The organism is Burkholderia sp. E168m22 (genome assembly GCF_001319805.1).
Lineage (GTDB): Bacteria > Pseudomonadota > Gammaproteobacteria > Burkholderiales > Burkholderiaceae > Burkholderia > Burkholderia orbicola.
The window spans coordinates 68,158-83,879 of record NZ_BBSK01000095.1; the positions used below are offsets into that span (position 1 = coordinate 68,158).

The 15,722-nt window shown below is 68.2% G+C and carries 11 protein-coding genes; 5 read left to right on the forward strand and 6 right to left on the reverse strand.

Features of this window, described 5'->3' with window-relative positions; translation table 11 throughout:
• Nucleotides 1–4: 4 nt before the first annotated feature.
• From gsiC to AP428_RS21395, 5 genes are all read right to left on the reverse strand, one after another.
• Nucleotides 5–925 carry a glutathione ABC transporter permease GsiC gene (gene gsiC, locus AP428_RS21375; protein WP_006479236.1) on the reverse strand — a complete coding sequence of 307 codons (921 nt, stop codon included), beginning with the start codon at nucleotides 923–925 and terminating at the stop codon, nucleotides 5–7.
• 67 nt (nucleotides 926–992) lie between these two features.
• Nucleotides 993–2,555: a glutathione ABC transporter substrate-binding protein GsiB gene (gene gsiB, locus AP428_RS21380; RefSeq protein ID WP_011547901.1), complete on the reverse strand. Its 1,563-nt coding sequence runs from the start codon at nucleotides 2,553–2,555 to the stop codon at nucleotides 993–995.
• Between the two features lie 128 nt (nucleotides 2,556–2,683).
• Nucleotides 2,684–4,588 (reverse strand): dipeptide ABC transporter ATP-binding protein, encoded by a 1,905-nt coding sequence (locus AP428_RS21385; protein WP_054928382.1) that lies wholly within the window; start codon nucleotides 4,586–4,588, stop codon nucleotides 2,684–2,686.
• A gap of 26 nt (nucleotides 4,589–4,614) precedes the next feature.
• Nucleotides 4,615–5,616, reverse strand: coding sequence for an isoaspartyl peptidase/L-asparaginase family protein (locus AP428_RS21390; RefSeq protein ID WP_054928383.1), 1,002 nt, complete (start codon nucleotides 5,614–5,616; stop codon nucleotides 4,615–4,617).
• Entirely contained in the window at nucleotides 5,613–6,557 is a 945-nt protein-coding gene (locus tag AP428_RS21395; RefSeq protein ID WP_054928384.1) for a MurR/RpiR family transcriptional regulator, read from the reverse strand. Before AP428_RS21395 ends, AP428_RS21390 begins: the two co-directional genes overlap by 4 nt.
• 470 nt (nucleotides 6,558–7,027) lie before the next feature.
• Here AP428_RS21395 and AP428_RS21400 point away from each other — a divergent pair, with 470 nt between their 5' ends.
• From AP428_RS21400 to AP428_RS21420, 5 genes are all read left to right on the forward strand, one after another.
• Nucleotides 7,028–8,299, forward strand: coding sequence for an MFS transporter (locus AP428_RS21400; protein ID WP_011547905.1), 1,272 nt, complete (start codon nucleotides 7,028–7,030; stop codon nucleotides 8,297–8,299).
• 27 nt (nucleotides 8,300–8,326) lie between these two features.
• On the forward strand, nucleotides 8,327–10,747 hold the full coding sequence (locus AP428_RS21405; protein WP_011547906.1) for a glycoside hydrolase family 31 protein: 2,421 nt from the start codon (nucleotides 8,327–8,329) through the stop codon (nucleotides 10,745–10,747).
• A gap of 113 nt (nucleotides 10,748–10,860) precedes the next feature.
• Nucleotides 10,861–12,048 (forward strand): porin, encoded by a 1,188-nt coding sequence (locus AP428_RS21410; RefSeq protein WP_011694709.1) that lies wholly within the window; start codon nucleotides 10,861–10,863, stop codon nucleotides 12,046–12,048.
• A 298-nt stretch (nucleotides 12,049–12,346) separates the two neighbouring features.
• The gene (locus tag AP428_RS21415; protein ID WP_054928385.1) at nucleotides 12,347–14,368 is read left to right on the forward strand and encodes a BCCT family transporter; all 2,022 of its coding nucleotides are present in this window, start codon (nucleotides 12,347–12,349) and stop codon (nucleotides 14,366–14,368) included.
• Nucleotides 14,365–14,676, forward strand: coding sequence for a hypothetical protein (locus AP428_RS21420; protein ID WP_011547909.1), 312 nt, complete (start codon nucleotides 14,365–14,367; stop codon nucleotides 14,674–14,676). The genes AP428_RS21415 and AP428_RS21420 overlap by 4 nt, the downstream gene beginning before the upstream one ends.
• A gap of 102 nt (nucleotides 14,677–14,778) precedes the next feature.
• Here AP428_RS21420 and AP428_RS21425 read toward each other — a convergent pair whose 3' ends face one another.
• Complete coding sequence (locus AP428_RS21425) at nucleotides 14,779–15,627, reverse strand: class I SAM-dependent methyltransferase (RefSeq protein WP_054928386.1); 849 nt, start codon at nucleotides 15,625–15,627, stop codon at nucleotides 14,779–14,781.
• Nucleotides 15,628–15,722: the final 95 nt, after the last annotated feature.

The window sequence follows — 15,722 nt, forward strand, 5'->3', positions numbered from 1 at the left end:
CGCCTCACTTGAACCGGATGGTCGGGTTGATGACCGCGTACAGCACGTCGACGGTCAGGTTGATCAGGATGAATTCCAGCGAGAACAGCAGCACGATCGCCTGGATCACCGGGTAGTCGCGCATCGTCACCGCATCGACCAGCAGGCGGCCGAGCCCCGGCCAGTTGAACACGGCCTCGACGACGATCGAGCCGCCGAGCAGGAAGCCGAACTGCAGCCCCATCATCGTGACGACCGGAATCATCGCGTTGCGCAGGCAATGCTTGAGCACGACCATCGGCTCGTGCACGCCCTTCGCGCGCGCGGTGCGCACGAAGTCCTCGTTCAGCACCTCGACGAACGACGCGCGCGTGAAGCGCGCCATCACGGCGGCGACCGCGGCGCCGAGCGTCAGCGACGGCAGCACGTAGCTCTTCCACGTGCCGTCCGGCACGACCGGCAGCCAGCCGAGCTTCACCGAGAAGATCTCCATCAGCAGCATGCCGAGCGCGAACGCGGGAAACGAAATACCCGACACCGCGATCGTCATCCCGAGTCGGTCGGGCCAGCGATTGCGCCACACGGCCGACGCGATCCCGATCGCCATCCCGATCGCCGTCGCCCACACCATGCTGACGAGCGTGAGCAGCAGCGTCGGCATGAAGCGCTCGCCGATCTCGGTCGACACTGGCCGCTTGCTGCGCGTCGAGATGCCGAAATCGCCGTGCGCGATCTTCACGAAGAAGTTCGCGAACTGGGTCGGCATCGGCTTGTCGAGCCCGAGATCGGCACGCACGAGCGCGACCGTCGCGTCGTCGGCTTCGGGGCCGGCCGCGAGCCGTGCCGGGTCGCCGGGCAGCAGGTGCACGAACAGGAACACCAGCACCGCGACGATCGCGAGCGTGGGCAGCAGGCCGAACAGGCGTTTGACGAGAAAATTCAGCATGGGGCACCGATCGGGTCAACGCGCCGGCGGATTGCGCCGCCGGCGCCGCGTGGCGGGTGAACCGCCGTCATTTCAGCGAGATTTCGTCGAAGTTGAACGAGCCGTCCGGCATCACGTACATGCCCTGCAGGCGCTTGCTGCGTGCGTAGACGATCTTCTCCTGCACGAGGAAGATCCACGGCGCGTCGGCCCAGATCTGCTTCTGCGCATCGGCGTAGAGGCTGGCCTTCTTCGCGCGATCGGTCGTGGAGAGTGCCTGCGCGAGATCGTCGTCGACCAGACCGTTCTTGTAGTACGCCGTGTTGTACAACTTCGGCGGCGCCGACTCCGACGCAAGCAGCGGCGACAGGGCCCAGTTCGCCTCGCCCGTCGACGCCGACCAGCCGCTGTAGTACATCCGCACCGGCGCCTTCGCCGCATCCTGGGCGCTCTCCACCCGGGCAACCCGTTCGCCGGCCTCGAGCGCCTGCACCTGCACCTTCACGCCGACCTGCGCGAGCTGCTGCTGGACGAACTGGATCACCTTCTGCGCCGTCGTGTGATTGTAGGCGGACCACAGCGTCGATTCGAAGCCGTTCGGATAGCCGGCCTCCTTCAGCAGCGCGCGCGCCTTCGCCGGGTCATACGGCCAGGGCCCGAGTTTCGTTGCGTATTCGACGCCCGTCGGCGCCACGCCCGTCTGCGGCGTCGCGTAACCGGCGAACACGACCTTCGCGAGCGCCTCCTTGTTGACCGCGTAGTTCAGCGCTTCGCGCACCTTCGGGTTATCGAACGGCTTTTGCCGCGTGTTCAGCGAAATGTAGCGCTGGATGATCGACGGCGCCTCGATCAAGTCCACCTTCGGATTGCTCTTCAGATCGGTCGCCTGCTCGAACGGAATCGTGAACGCGAAATCGGCCTCGCCGGTCTTGATCAGCGCGGCGCGCGTGTTGTTGTCGACCACCGGTTTCCAGTCGATCGCATCGACCTTCGGATAGCCCTTCTTCCAGTAGCCGGCGAATTTCTTCACCTTCATGTCGTCGGTCTGCTTCCATTCGACGAACTCGAACGGGCCGGTGCCGACCGGATGCAGCGACACGTCACGCCCCCACTTCTTCAGCGCGGCCGGCGAAATCATCACCGCGGACGGGTGCGCGAGCGTGTTGATGAACGCCGAGAACGGCTCGCGCAACGTGAATCGCACGGTGTTCGGATCGACCACTTCGGTCTTCTCGATCACCCGGAACAGGCCGTACCGCTTCAGCTTGTTCGCCGGATCGGTCACGCGGTCGAAATTCGCCTTCACCGCGGCGGCATTGAAGTCGGTGCCGTCGTGGAACTTCACGCCCTGGCGCAGTTTGACCGTGTACACCTTCGCGTCCGGCGACGCCGTATAGCTGGTCGCCAGCACGTTGACGAGCTTCATGTTCCGGTCGAAACCGAACAGGCCTTCGTAGAACGACTTGACGACAGCCTGCGACACCGTATCGTTCGCGTCGTACGGGTCCATCGTCGTAAACGTCGAGTACACGGCGACCACGACGTTCTGCTGCGCGAACGCGGGCACCGCGACCGACAGCGCGAGCGCGCCGGCCCCCGCGGCGAACAGCGCGCGCGGACGGAACATCGGGAACGAATACGACTTGTTCATCTTGCTGGGCTCCTGTGGATGATTCGGTAACGCGTGGTGGAAATCGCGGCGTGACTGCCCCCTTTCGGGAAAAGACGCCGTTGCCTTGCTCGTGCGCAGCTTCGGTCCATGGGCGACCTCCCGCGCGTTCAGTACGCGCCGCCGACGCGATGCGTCGCGACGTAATGATCGGGGCCGACCGCGACGAGCGGCGCGACGACCGGCTCGTCGCCGACCGCGCGGATCGGGCTCGGAATCTCGTCCGCGGCAAGCTGGCGCGGCGCATGCCGGCGCGCGGGGTCGGCCACCGGCACCGCGCTCATCAGCTTCTTCGTGTACGGATGCTGCGGCGCCTCGAACACCGCGCGGCGCGGGCCGATCTCGACGATCTGGCCGAGATACATCACCGCGACGCGATGGCTGATGCGCTCGACGACGGCCATGTCGTGCGAGATGAACAGGTACGCGACGCCGAGCTCGCGCTGCAGGTCGAGCATCAGGTTGACGATCTGCGCCTGCACCGACACGTCGAGCGCCGACACCGATTCGTCGGCGATCACGACCTTCGGATTCAGCGCAAGCGCACGCGCGATCGCGATCCGCTGGCGCTGGCCGCCCGAGAATTCGTGCGGATAGCGACGCGCGGCCTCCGGCGGCAAGCCGACCTTGTCGAGCAGCCAGTCGACGCGCGCCTGCGCCTCGCTGCCGCTCGCGACGCCGTGCACGAGCAGCGGCTCCATGATCGAGAAGCCGACGGTCAGGCGCGGGTTCAGCGACGCGAACGGGTCCTGGAAGATGAACTGGATGTTGCGGCGCAACGCCTGCAGGTCCGAACCCTTCAGCGCGCTGATGTCGCGGCCGTCGAATTCGATCGAGCCGCTTTGCGATTCGACGAGACGCAACAGCGAACGGCCGGTGGTCGACTTGCCGCAGCCCGATTCGCCGACGAGCGCGAGCGTCTCGCCCGCGCGCAGCTCGAAGCTCACACGTTCGACCGCATGCACGTACTGCGACACGCGGCCGAACACGCCGCTCTTCACCGGAAAGCGCGTGACGAGATCGCGCACGCGCAGGATCGGCGGCGCGGCGTGATCGACGGGCGGCTGCGCGTCGTTCGCGGCGGACGTCGTGGTCGGCGCCGCGGCCGTCGCGCTGGTGCCGTCCACCTTCAGCAGCGGGAATTTCTCGGGCGCGTCGGTGCCCTGCATCGAGCCGAGCCGCGGCACGGCCGCGAGCAGCGCCCGCGTGTAGCGATGCGCGGGCGTCGCGAAGATGCGGTCCGACTCGCCCTCCTCGACCTTCTCGCCGCGATACATCACGAGCACGCGGTCGGCCACTTCGGCCACCACGCCCATGTCGTGCGTGATGAAGATCACGCCCATGTTCATTTCGTCCTGCAGCCCGCGCACCAGTTGCAGGATCTGCGCCTGGATCGTCACGTCGAGCGCGGTCGTCGGCTCGTCGGCGATCAGCAGCGCGGGCCGGCACGACAGCGCCATCGCGATCATCACGCGCTGCCGCATCCCGCCCGACAGCTGGTGCGGATAGCGCGCGAACACGCGGCGCGCTTCGGGGATGCGCACGAGATCGAGCAGCCGCAGCGCTTCCGCGCGGGCTTCGGCCGCGCCCTTCGACTGGTGCAGCGCGATCGCCTCGCTGATCTGGTCGCCGACGGTGAACACCGGGTTCAGCGACGTCATCGGCTCCTGGAAGATCATCGCGATGTCCGCGCCGCGGATGCCGCGCATCGTCGCGGCGCTCGCCCGCGCGAGATCGACCAGCGCGCCGCCACGGCGCCGGAACGCGATCCGGCCGCTCGTGATCTCGCCGCCGCCGTGCTCGACCAGCCGCATCAGCGCGAGCGACGTGACCGACTTGCCCGAGCCCGATTCGCCGACGATCGCGAGCGTCTCGCCGCGATCGACGTGAAACGACACGTTGCGCACCGCGTCGAACGTCGCGCCTTCGCGGCGGAACGTGACCGAGAGGTCGTCGACGGCCACCACGCGCTGCTCGGGCAGCGCCAGGGGCGACGGGTTACGGCTCGAAGTCATGGCGTATCTCCTCGTGCGATCCGGATTCAGGCCGCATCGTCGCGGTAGATGCCGACGACCGGCGCTTCACCGACGCGTGCGTAGCCGCGATACATCCCTTCGGTGTTGAACGGCATCGCGACGTTGCCGTGCGCGTCGACCGCGATGATCCCGCCGCGGCCCGCGAGGCGCGGCAGCTTGTTCATCACGACGTCGTGCGCGGCGTCGGCGAGCGACGCGCCGCGATACGCGATCTGCGCGGCCACGTCATGCGCGGTCGCGAGCCGGATGAACATCTCGCCGGTGCCTGTCGCGGAGACCGCGCAAGTCGCGTCGTCCGCATAGCAGCCGGCGCCGATGATCGGCGAATCGCCGACGCGCCCCGGCTGCTTGTTCGTGATGCCGCCCGTCGACGTCGCCGCCGCGATGTGGCCGTTCAGGTCGCACGCGACCGCGCCGACCGTGCCGTGCTTGCGGTCCGGATCGAGCGGCTCGGCGGGTTGTGCGGCGGGTTGTGCGGCCCCGCCGAATGCGAAGCTGGCCGCGTCGTGGTCGAGCATCATGCCGGCCGCCGCGCGCGCCTTCACCCACTGCGCATGCCGCGATTCGGTGTCGAAGTAGCCGGGTTCCGCCAGTTCGAGCCCCTGCGCGGCCGCGAACGCATCGGCGCCCGCGCCGGCGAACAGCACGTGCTCGCTCGCCTCCATCACGCGCCGCGCGGCGAGCACCGGGTTGCGCACGCGCGTCGCGCAGCAGATCGCGCCGGCGCCGAGCGTCGCGCCGTCCATGACCGCCGCATCGAGTTCGTGCTTGCCTTCGGCCGTATAGACGGCGCCGCGCCCGGCGTTGAACAACGGGCAATCCTCGAGCATCCGCACCGCGACGGTGACGGCGTCGAGCGCGCTACCGCCGTCGGCCAGCACCTGTTGCGCGGCCTGCAGGATCGCGGTGAGTTCGGCGCGGTACCGACGTTCGGTGTCGGTATCCATCGCTTCGCGCAGGATCGTGCCTGCGCCGCCGTGAATCGCGACGATCGCGGGTGAAGTCATGATTTTTTCGGACGTGGGGAAGAAGGGTTGGCGACCGGCAGCGCCGCTTGCGGCTGCACGAGCCACGGCAGCAGGAATTCGGTCATCTCGGCGGCGGATTTCGCGGACCGGTGGGTGCGCAGCGCGACCGCATCGATCAGCGCCTCGATCATCGTGAGCACGGCGGCTTCCGACGTGGCCGCGAAACGCCGCTCGGCCTTCACGTACAGGTTCAGCGACGCGATCGGCGCGAGCGGCGATTGCGGGCCGTCGGTGATGCCGAGCACGCGCGCGCCGCGCGCCGCCGCACGGCGAGCCAGCTCGATCGTGTCCTTCACGTAGCGCGGACACGCGAGCGCTATCACGAGATCGCGCGAGTCGGCCGTATACAGGCGCCGCGCCGCATGCGACGGGCCGCCGAGCAACGCGAGCGATTGCACGTTGTCGTGGCACACCGACAGCCCGTGCTCCATCAGCCCGGCGAGAAATGCGCTCGACCCGGCGCCGAGAATCAGCACGCGCCGTGCGCCAACGATCGCCTCGACCGCCGCCTCGACGTCGGCCGCATCCAGTTGCGCACGCGTGTTCTCGATGTTGGCGGCAGCCTGGTCGAACACCGCGTCGATCCATGCGGCGCCGCGTACGCCGGACTCCTGCTCCTGCGCGGAACGCAGCCGTTCGACCGGCCCGAGCGTGGCCTCGAAGCCGCGCACGAGCGCCGCGCGCATCGCCGGATAGCCGTCGAAACCGAGTGCCTTCGCGAAGCGGTTCGCGGTCGCGATCGACGCATTCACCGCCTGCGCGAGCTCGTCGATCCGCATCGTCGCCGCGCGAAACGGGTTCGCGAGCACGAATTCGCCCATGCGCCGGTGAATCGGCGTCATCAACGGCATCGTCGACGCGATCCGCTCGGCGATCGCGGGTTCGTCGTGACTGACATCGGGCGGAACGAGAGGCGTCATGCGAAGGGTTGTTGCAAGGTTCGATGAAAATGAATTTACACAATCCGATTTCCGAAAAGAAATAAATTTTCATCAGGGTTGTCACGCCCCATCCGGCGTGCGTCGTCCCTCCTGACGATCATCCGGCCCCGTCGCACGGGCCTTTGACGGGCAACCGTCCTGCGCCGCCGCGCGAGCGATTACCTCGCTCATCGGGAAAACCCCGAGTACGTTCGTTCGAATGCAGATTCACGTTGACCGGATTCGCATTCGAACATAGGATGTTCGAAAATGATCAGTCGTCAGATAACATTGCAGGTTGATGACGACGAAATGTTCGCTCGAACACCGTGATTTCGATATAAACCGGCAAAACCGGCGGACATCAAGATCGGACATCGTACGAATAAACGAAACAAGCCGTCCCGAACGGATGGCCCTCACGGACCGGGCAGGCGCCGCGCGCCCGCCCTCCCTGACAGGAGACAGCAGTGAAGACAGTCAAGGCGTTGCGCTGGTGGATCATCGTGCTCGTGTGTCTCGGCACGATCCTCAACTACCTCGCACGGAATTCCCTCGCGGTGCTCGCGCCCGAGCTCAAGCAGGTGTTCGCGATCTCGACGCAGCAGTACTCGTACATCGTCGGCGCGTTCCAGATCGGCTACACGATCATGCAGCCGGTATGCGGGTTCATCGTCGACCTGATCGGGCTGCGGCTCGGGTTCGCGCTGTTCGCGATGCTGTGGTCGGTGGTCGGCGTCGCGCATGGCTTCGCGTCGGGCTGGCTGTCGCTCGGCATCCTGCGCGGCTTGCTGGGCCTGTTCGAGGCCGCCGCGATTCCGTCGGGAATGAAGGCCGTCGCCGAATGGTTTCCCGATCGCGAGAAATCCGTCGCGGTCGGCTACTTCAACGCGGGCACGTCGCTCGGCGCCGCGATCGCGCCGCCACTCGTCGTGTTCCTGTCGATGCGGTTCGGCTGGCAGGCCGCGTTCATGGCCACCGGCGCGCTCGGGTTCGTCTGGGCCGCCCTCTGGTACACGCAGTACCGGTCGCCGGCCGACCATCCGCGCATCACGCCGCAGGAACGCACGCTGATCCGCGACGGCCAGGCCACGATGCCGCCCGTGTCGAAGCGCCGTATCCGCGACGTCGTCACCGCCCGACGTTTCTGGGCGATCGCGCTGCCGCGCTTCTTCGCGGAACCCGCGTGGCAAACTTTCAGCTTCTGGATTCCGCTGTACCTCGCGACCGAGCGCCACATGCCGCTCACGCAGATCGCGGTGTTCGCGTGGATGCCGTTTCTCGCGGCCGACCTGGGCGGCATCGCGGGCGGCTACCTGTCGCCCTACCTCGCGAATCGCTTCAAGCTGCCGCTCGTGTGGTCGCGCGTCGCGGGCGTCGCGCTCGGCGCGCTGCTGATGCTCGGGCCGGCGATGATCGGGCTCGCGTCGTCGCCGTACACCGCGATCGCGCTGTTCTGCGTCGGCGGCTTCGCGCACCAGATGATCTCCGCGCTCGTCAACACGCTGTCGGCCGACGTGTTCGACCCCGAGGAAGTCGGCACCGCGAGCGGCTTCGCCGGGATGGCCGCGTGGATCGGCGGCCTCGGCTTCTCGTTGCTGGTCGGCGCGCTCGCCGACAAGATCGGCTATGCGCCGCTGTTCGCGTGCCTCGGCCTGTTCGACATCATCGGCGTCACGCTGCTCGCGCTGCTGATCCGCGGCCAGTCGAAACAGGAACGCCTGCTCGCGCAGCACGCCTGACATCCGTTTTCACCAGGAACCGCCTTCATGACTTCGCTCCTTCATCCGCCCGTGTTCCGCGTCGCCAGCCACCACGCGAACCGCGTACTGCTCGCGTCCGAGACGGGCGCCACCGTCGAAATCTTCGTGCTCGAGGACGACATCGTGCGGGTACGCGTGCTGCCCGACGCGACGGCGCGCACCCCGCGCACGTGGACGATCGCGCCGGGCCTCGACGACGTGCCGCTCGACGGGCGCGACCGCCTCGACCTGAGCGACTTCACGCTACCCCACTACGACTTCGCCGAGGACGACGACGCCGTGCGCATCGAAACCGCGCAGATCCGGCTCGCGGTGCGCCGGCAAGGCGGCCACTGCACGTGGTCGCTGCGCGGCGCGGACGGCGCATGGCGCGTCGCGCTCGCCGACCGCGCGACGCAGGCGTACAACTTCGGCTGGTGGGACGATCGCGCGTATCACTACGTCGCCCGCGAGCGCGGCGACCAGGTGTTCGGCCTCGGCGAACGCGCGGGCGAACTCGATCGCACGGGCGCCCGCTTCGAGATGCGCAACATCGACGCGATGGGCTACAGCGCGAAGCACACCGACCCGCTGTACAAGCACATCCCGTTCTACATCACGTGGTCGCCCGATGCGGGCCAGGGCTTCGGGCTGTTCTACGACACGCTGTCCGACTGCGCGTTCGACATGGGCCGCGAGCTCGACAACTACCACGGGCTCTATCGCTACTTCGTCGCCGAACACGGCGATCTCGACTACTACTTCATCGCGTCGCCCGCTACGCCGCTCGCGGCCGCGCGGCGCTTCACGTGGCTCACCGGGCGCCCCGCGCGCACGCCGAAATGGGGACTCGGCTATTCGGGCTCGACGATGAGCTACACCGACGCGCCGGACGCGCAGCAGCAGATGAACCAGTTCGTCGAGCAGTGCGACACGCACGACATCCTGTGCGATTCGTTCCACCTGTCATCGGGTTATACGTCGATCGGCGCGAAGCGCTACGTGTTCAACTGGAACCGCGACAAGTTTCCCGATGCGAAAGGCTTCGTGCAGCATTACCGCGACAACGGCATCCGCCTGTGCGCGAACATCAAGCCGTGCCTGCTGCGCGACCATCCCGCGTTCGACGACGCCGCGCGGCGCGGGCTGCTGATCCGTTCCGCATCGGGCGAGCCCGCATGGGTGCAGTTCTGGGACGAAGTCGGCGCGTACATCGATTTCACGCAGCCGGACGCGTACCGCTGGTGGCGCGAGCAGGTCACGTCGGCGCTGCTGGAATACGGGATCGAATCGACCTGGAACGACAACAACGAATACGAGATCTGGTCGCCCGACGCGATCGCGCACGGCTTCGGCCAGCCGTTCCCGGCGCGCGAGGCGAAGGTGCTGCAGACGATGCTGATGATGCGCGCGTCGCGCGACGCGCAGCGCGCACATGCGCCGGCGCGGCGGCCGTTCCTCGTGTCGCGCTCGGGCGGCGCGGGCATGCAGCGCTACGTGCAGACGTGGTCGGGCGACAACTACACGTCGTGGGAAACGCTGCGCTACAACCTGAAGATGGGCCTCGGCCTCGCGCTGTCGGGCGTGTCGAACATCGGCCACGACATCGGCGGCTTCTCGGGCCCTGCGCCGTCGCCCGAATTGCTGCTGCGCTGGGTGCAGTTCGGCATCTTCATGCCGCGCTTCAGCATCCACTCATGGAACGACGACGGCACCGTCAACGAACCGTGGATGTACCCCGAGATCACCGCGCAGATCGCGTCGCTGATCAAGCAGCGCTACCGGCTGCTGCCGTACCTCTATCACCTGCTGTGGCTGTCCACGACGCGCTACGAGCCCGTGCTGCGGTCGACCCTCGCCGATTTCCCCGGCGATGCGCGCTGCTACGACGCGTGCGACGACATGATGCTCGGCGACGCGCTGCTGGTCGCGCCGGTCGTCGAGCCCGGCCAGACCGAACGCACGGTGTACCTGCCGTCGGGCGCACGCTGGACGTGCTGCGCGAGCGCGCAGTCGTTCGACGGCGGCGCGAGCGTGACGCTCCCCGCACCGCTCGACACGCCGGTGATGCTGCTGCGCGAAGGCCGCGTGCTGCCGCTGAACGTCGCGGAACAGCATTTCGGTACGCGCGCCGACACGCGTGGCTTCCTCGTCGCACCGCGGATCGAGGACGGCGTCGCGTACGGCGAATGCGTGGAGGACGATGGCGAGACCGAAGCATGGCGCGACGGCGAATACGGCCTGTGGCGCATCGAGACCGGCCGCGAGGCATCTGGCGTGCTCGGCGTGTCGGTCCGCTGGGACGGCCACCCGGCACGTCCGTCCGACCGCGTCGAAATCCTGCTGCCCGCGTCGCTGCAAGGCGCGATTGCCGTGCGCGGCGCGCGTGTCGAGCAGGATGCGCAGGACGGCGCGTGGCGCCGCCTCGTCGTCGCGTTCGATCAATGAACCACTGAAGCCAACCCGATCAGGCGGGCCGTTCGCGCGGCTCGCCGCCTGCCACAGAGGAGGCATTCAGCCTCCCGCCCCCTTGAAAAGATGAAGAGACCTGGAGATCGAGCATGAAAGCACCCGTCAACCGTTATGCAATCCTGATTTTATCGGCCGCCTCGCTCGGCACGACCGCCGCCCACGCACAGAGCAGCGTCACGCTGTACGGCGTGGTCGACGATTCGCTCGCGTACGTGAACAACCAGCAGGGGCACTCGAACATCTACATGCGCGACGGCAACCTGTATGCGTCGAAGTTCGGGCTGCGCGGCGACGAGGATCTCGGCGGCGGCACGCACGCGATCTTCGACCTGCAGGCCGGTTTCAACCTGAATACGGGCGCGCAGGCCGCCGCCGGCACGCTATTCAATCGCCAGGCCTTCGTCGGCCTGCGCAACGCCAGCTACGGTACGGTCACGGCCGGTCGCCAGTACACGCCCTACTTCCTGTTCGTCGGCCCGTACGCGTCGAGCAGCTGGCTGACCGGCGCCACCGGCGCGCATCCGGGCGACATCGACGGCCTCGACACCACGATCCGCGTGAACAATTCGGTTACCTATACGTCGCCGACCTTCGCCGGGCTGACCGCGAGCGCGATGTACGCATTCGGCGGCATTGCGGGCGCGACCGGCAAGGGCAACACGTTCAGCGCCGCGCTGCGCTACGCGAACGGGCCGATCGGGATCGCGGCCGGCTATCTGCGGATCAACAGCTCGGGCTCGTCCGCGGGCTTCCTGAACCCGGCCACCGCATCGTCGGGCAGCTTCGCGGTGTCCGTGCTGAACCAGGGCTACCTGAGCGCGAAAGCGGTCGAACAGGTGGCGGCGGCCGGCAACTACACGCTCGGCGACCTGACGATGGGGCTCAACTATTCGAACGTGAAGTACCTGCCCGGCAACGGCTCGGCGTTCACCGACACGGCCGTGTTCAACACCTACGGCGCGCTTGCCGCATACCGCTTCACGCCGACGTTCTCGGTGGCCGGCGCATTCGCGTACACGCTCGCATCGAAGGCGAACGGTGTCGCGAGCGCGGCCCGCTATCAACAATATTCGCTGAAGGAGTCGTACAGCCTGTCGAAACGCACGACGCTCTACGCGCTGCAGGCGTACACGCATTCGAGCGGGCAGACGCTCGGCGCGCAAGGCGCCGGGCACATCGTCGACGCGGCGCCGATCGTCGGCGATTCGCAGCAGCTCACGCCGTCGACGACGCATGGCCAGTTCGTCGGCATGGCCGGGATCGCCGTCACGTTCTGAACCCGCCTGGCGACGCCTTCCTCGCGCCGCCCCTTGCCCGGACGATGCGCATGCCGTGCGTGCGCCGTCCGGGCGTCCGTCGCTGCGTTTTCCCCGCCCCGCCGGCCCGCCGCGCACACCGCGCGGGTTTTCTCGATCGCCCCGATACCTTACAATTCGTCAGGTTTACCCTTCTGCATGCCCCTTCTTGCAGTCCTGACACCGCGGTACACTCGACGCACGCCGTATCAGGGTCCGACGCGCAAGGTGCGCGCCGGGCGGCGTCGCGCCTCGTTGCGCCCACAACTGGATGCCCGCCATGCCGGATTCCCGTCCCTCGCCCCGCACGACATTCAAGCCGCAGGTCGTCCTGCCCGCGCTCGCCGTGATCGGCGCGCTACTCGTCGTGTGCGCACTGCACCCGAGCGAAGCCGGCGCACTGTTCTCCGCCGGCCAGCAATGGGTTATCGCCCGGTTCGACTGGTTCTACGTGCTCGCCGTCACCGGCTTCCTCGTGTTTCTCGTGCTGATCGCCGCCAGCGACTTCGGCAATATCCGGCTCGGCCCCGACGATGCCGAACCGGAATTCAGCTTCGTGTCGTGGACGGCGATGCTGTTCGCGGCCGGCATGGGCATCGGCCTGATGTACTTCGGCGTCGGCGAGCCGATGCAGCATTTCCTGAAGCCGCCCACCGTCGACCCCGGCACGCCCGCCGCCGCGCGCGAGGCGATGCTGATGACCTTCTTCCACTGGGGCTTCCATGCGTGGGCGATCTACGGGCTGATGGGGCTCGTGCTCGCGTACTTCGGCTTCCGCTACAACCTGCCGCTGACGCTGCGCTCCGGGCTGTATCCGGTGCTGCGCGAGCGCATCAACGGCTGGATCGGCCACACCGTCGATGCGTTCGCGCTGGTCGGCACGGTCGCCGGGATCGCAACGACGCTCGGCTACGGCGTGATGCAGCTGAGCGCGGGCCTGCATACGGTCGCCGGATGGGACACGGGCAGCAACCTGTTCCGCATCGGGCTCGTCGCGGTGGTCGTGGTCCTCGCGGGCGTATCGGCCGCGACCGGCCTCGACAAGGGCGTGCGCCGGCTGTCCGAACTGAACCTGCTGCTCGCATTCCTGCTGCTCGCCTTCGTGGTGGTCGCGGGCCCGACGGCCTTTCTGCTGCGCGCGCTCGGCGACAACATCGGCCAGTACCTGTCGAGCCTCGTCGACCTGTCGTTCCGCACCTATGCGTACGCGCCGCCGCGCGAGGAAGGCTGGTTCGGCGGCTGGACGATCCTCTACTGGGCGTGGTGGGTGTCGTGGTCGCCGTTCGTCGGCATGTTCATCGCGCGCATCTCGCGCGGCCGCACGATCCGCCAGTTCGTGATCGGCGTGCTGCTCGTGCCGACCGCGTTCAACCTCGTGTGGATGACCGTGTTCGGCAACAGCGCGATCTGGCTCGATACGCACGGCGCGGCCGGCGCGCTCGCGCAGACGGCGACCAACGTCGATGCGCTGCTGTTCCGCTTCTTCGATTTCCTGCCGTTGCCGCAACTGCTGTCGATCGTCGCGATCGTGCTGATCGCGGTGTTCTTCGTCACGTCCGCCGATTCGGGCGCGTTCGTGATCGACCAGATCGCGACGCGCGGCAATGCGCATTCGCCGGTCTGGCAGCGGCTGTTCTGGGCCGCGCTGCTCGGCGTGACGGCCGCGGTGCTGCTCGTCGCGGGCGGGCTCGGCGCGCTGCAGGCGATGACGCTGATCGCCGCGCTGCCGGTCGCCATCATCATGCTCGCGCTGTGCTACGGGCTGTGGCGCGGGCTCGCGGCCGACCGCGCGCACTACTCGCAGGACGTTGCGCCTGCAACGAGCTTCTGGACCGGCCAGCACTGGCGCCATCGCCTGACGCACATCCTGCGGCAGACGACCGAGGCCGAGGCGCGCCAGTTCGTCGCGGAAACGGTCGAACCCGCGCTGCGCAAGGTCGCCGACGAGCTGCGCGCGAGCGGCGTCGATGCGCACGTGCAGCGCGACAGCGACGATGCAGTGCGGCTCACCGTACCGACCGCCGAACACCGCGATTTCGTGTACGGCGTGCGCGTCACCGCGAAATCCGCGGCCGCGTTCCTGGTGCGCGAGGCGGCCGAGCCGGACGAGACGCGTGCGCATGTCCATGGCATCGTCACGTTCTTCGAGGACGGCCGGCTCGGCTACGACATCGAATACCTGCGCGGCGACGAAGTGATCGCCGACGTGCTGCGCCAATATGAACGCTACGTGTCGCTCGCGGCAGACACCCGCACGCATCTGCTGAGCCGGGCACCGGGGCACGCGACGGAGGCCGAATGAGCGGGCTGCTGCAAAGCCGCGCGGCCGACATCATCGCGCTCGGCACGCTCGCCGTGCTGTACCTCGGCGGCGCCGGCATCGCGCTGTGGCGAATCCGCGCCGCGGCACTGCCCGGCAAGATCTACTGGATCGTCTGCGCGGCGCTGCTCGCCGGCGGCGCCGTCGCGATGGCCGGCAATCTGGCGCCGGTGCCGAACAGCGGCGACATGCCGCCCGGTTTCGCGCTCGGCGCCGAGGCCGTCCTGCTCGGCCTCGTGCTGGCGGCCGGCGGCTGCGCTTGGCTGATGCTACGCGCGCGGAAGCGCTGACGCACGCGGGTCGCATGGCCCCGCTTCGTCACACGGGCACGGCCACGTGCGGGGCGAACAGGCCACCGCCCCGGCCTTGATCCGCTGCTTTCACGTTACGCGTCATGCGAACGGCGCGCGCGCCGTCACGAGCCAGCACGCCGCATCGAAGCGCACCTCCGCGCCGTGCACGTGACACCCGAACGCGGCACGCACCGCATCGACCACGCGCCGCCGCGTCGCTTCGTCCGCTTCCTGCAACGCAAGACCCACCGGGCCCAGCCGGGCAATGTAGTCGTCCAGCGCGGATTCCGGCAGCACGCACACCCGGTCGACCGGCTCGATCGCAACGTCGGCCCAGCCGCTGTCCGACAGCACCGACGCGATCCGCTGCCGGTCGCCGAACGCGAACTGGCCCGGTGCGCCGGGCTGCCGCACGGGCAGGTTCGGCAGCAGCGGCGCGGCCGCCCGCTCGGCCGTCGTCATGAACGGGTTGTCGGCCGCGCCGCGCCACGCGACGAACCGCATCGGCGTGCCCGGCCGCGCCGCCTGCCGCAGGTTCGCGAACGCCCGTACCGGATCGTCGAAGAACATCACGCCGAGACGCGACACGATCAGGTCGACGCTCGCCGGCTCGAACGCATGCGTCTGCACGTCCGCGCACACGAACCGGGCGGGCACGCCGCCGCGTTCGGCACGCGCCCGGGCGGCATCGATCATCCGCGCCGAAATGTCGATGCCCGTGCACTGCGCGCTCGCACCGAGCCGCCGCGCGATCGCGAGCGTAACCGCGCCGGTGCCGCAGCCGACATCGAGCACGCGCGTGGCAAACGATGCTGCCGCGGCCTCCGCCAGCAGCGGCTCGAACGGCTCGAACATCCGGTCCAGCGGCGCCTGCGCATCGACCCACGCGCGCCCTGACGGACCGTTCCAGAGCGCGGATTGCGCTTCGTTGGGCCGGTTGGCTTCCATCGTCGATCCCCTTCCGATTCATTGATGACGAACCGGACTGTGCTGCTTCAAGCCGGCTTGAAGTCAAGGGTCAGCCAGGACACGCCCCGCTTTTC

Bases quoted from the DNA above. Each gene is read 5' to 3' on its own strand.
- gsiC (WP_006479236.1), bottom strand. From the start codon at position 925: ATGCTGAATTTTCTCGTCAAACGCCTGTTCGGCCTGCTGCCCACGCTC.
- gsiB (WP_011547901.1), bottom strand. From the start codon at position 2,555: ATGAACAAGTCGTATTCGTTCCCGATGTTCCGTCCGCGCGCGCTGTTC.
- AP428_RS21385 (WP_054928382.1), bottom strand. From the start codon at position 4,588: ATGACTTCGAGCCGTAACCCGTCGCCCCTGGCGCTGCCCGAGCAGCGC.
- AP428_RS21390 (WP_054928383.1), bottom strand. From the start codon at position 5,616: ATGACTTCACCCGCGATCGTCGCGATTCACGGCGGCGCAGGCACGATC.
- AP428_RS21395 (WP_054928384.1), bottom strand. From the start codon at position 6,557: ATGACGCCTCTCGTTCCGCCCGATGTCAGTCACGACGAACCCGCGATC.
- AP428_RS21405 (WP_011547906.1), top strand. From the start codon at position 8,327: ATGACTTCGCTCCTTCATCCGCCCGTGTTCCGCGTCGCCAGCCACCAC.
- AP428_RS21410 (WP_011694709.1), top strand. From the start codon at position 10,861: ATGAAAGCACCCGTCAACCGTTATGCAATCCTGATTTTATCGGCCGCC.
- AP428_RS21415 (WP_054928385.1), top strand. From the start codon at position 12,347: ATGCCGGATTCCCGTCCCTCGCCCCGCACGACATTCAAGCCGCAGGTC.
- AP428_RS21420 (WP_011547909.1), top strand. From the start codon at position 14,365: ATGAGCGGGCTGCTGCAAAGCCGCGCGGCCGACATCATCGCGCTCGGC.
- AP428_RS21425 (WP_054928386.1), bottom strand. From the start codon at position 15,627: ATGGAAGCCAACCGGCCCAACGAAGCGCAATCCGCGCTCTGGAACGGT.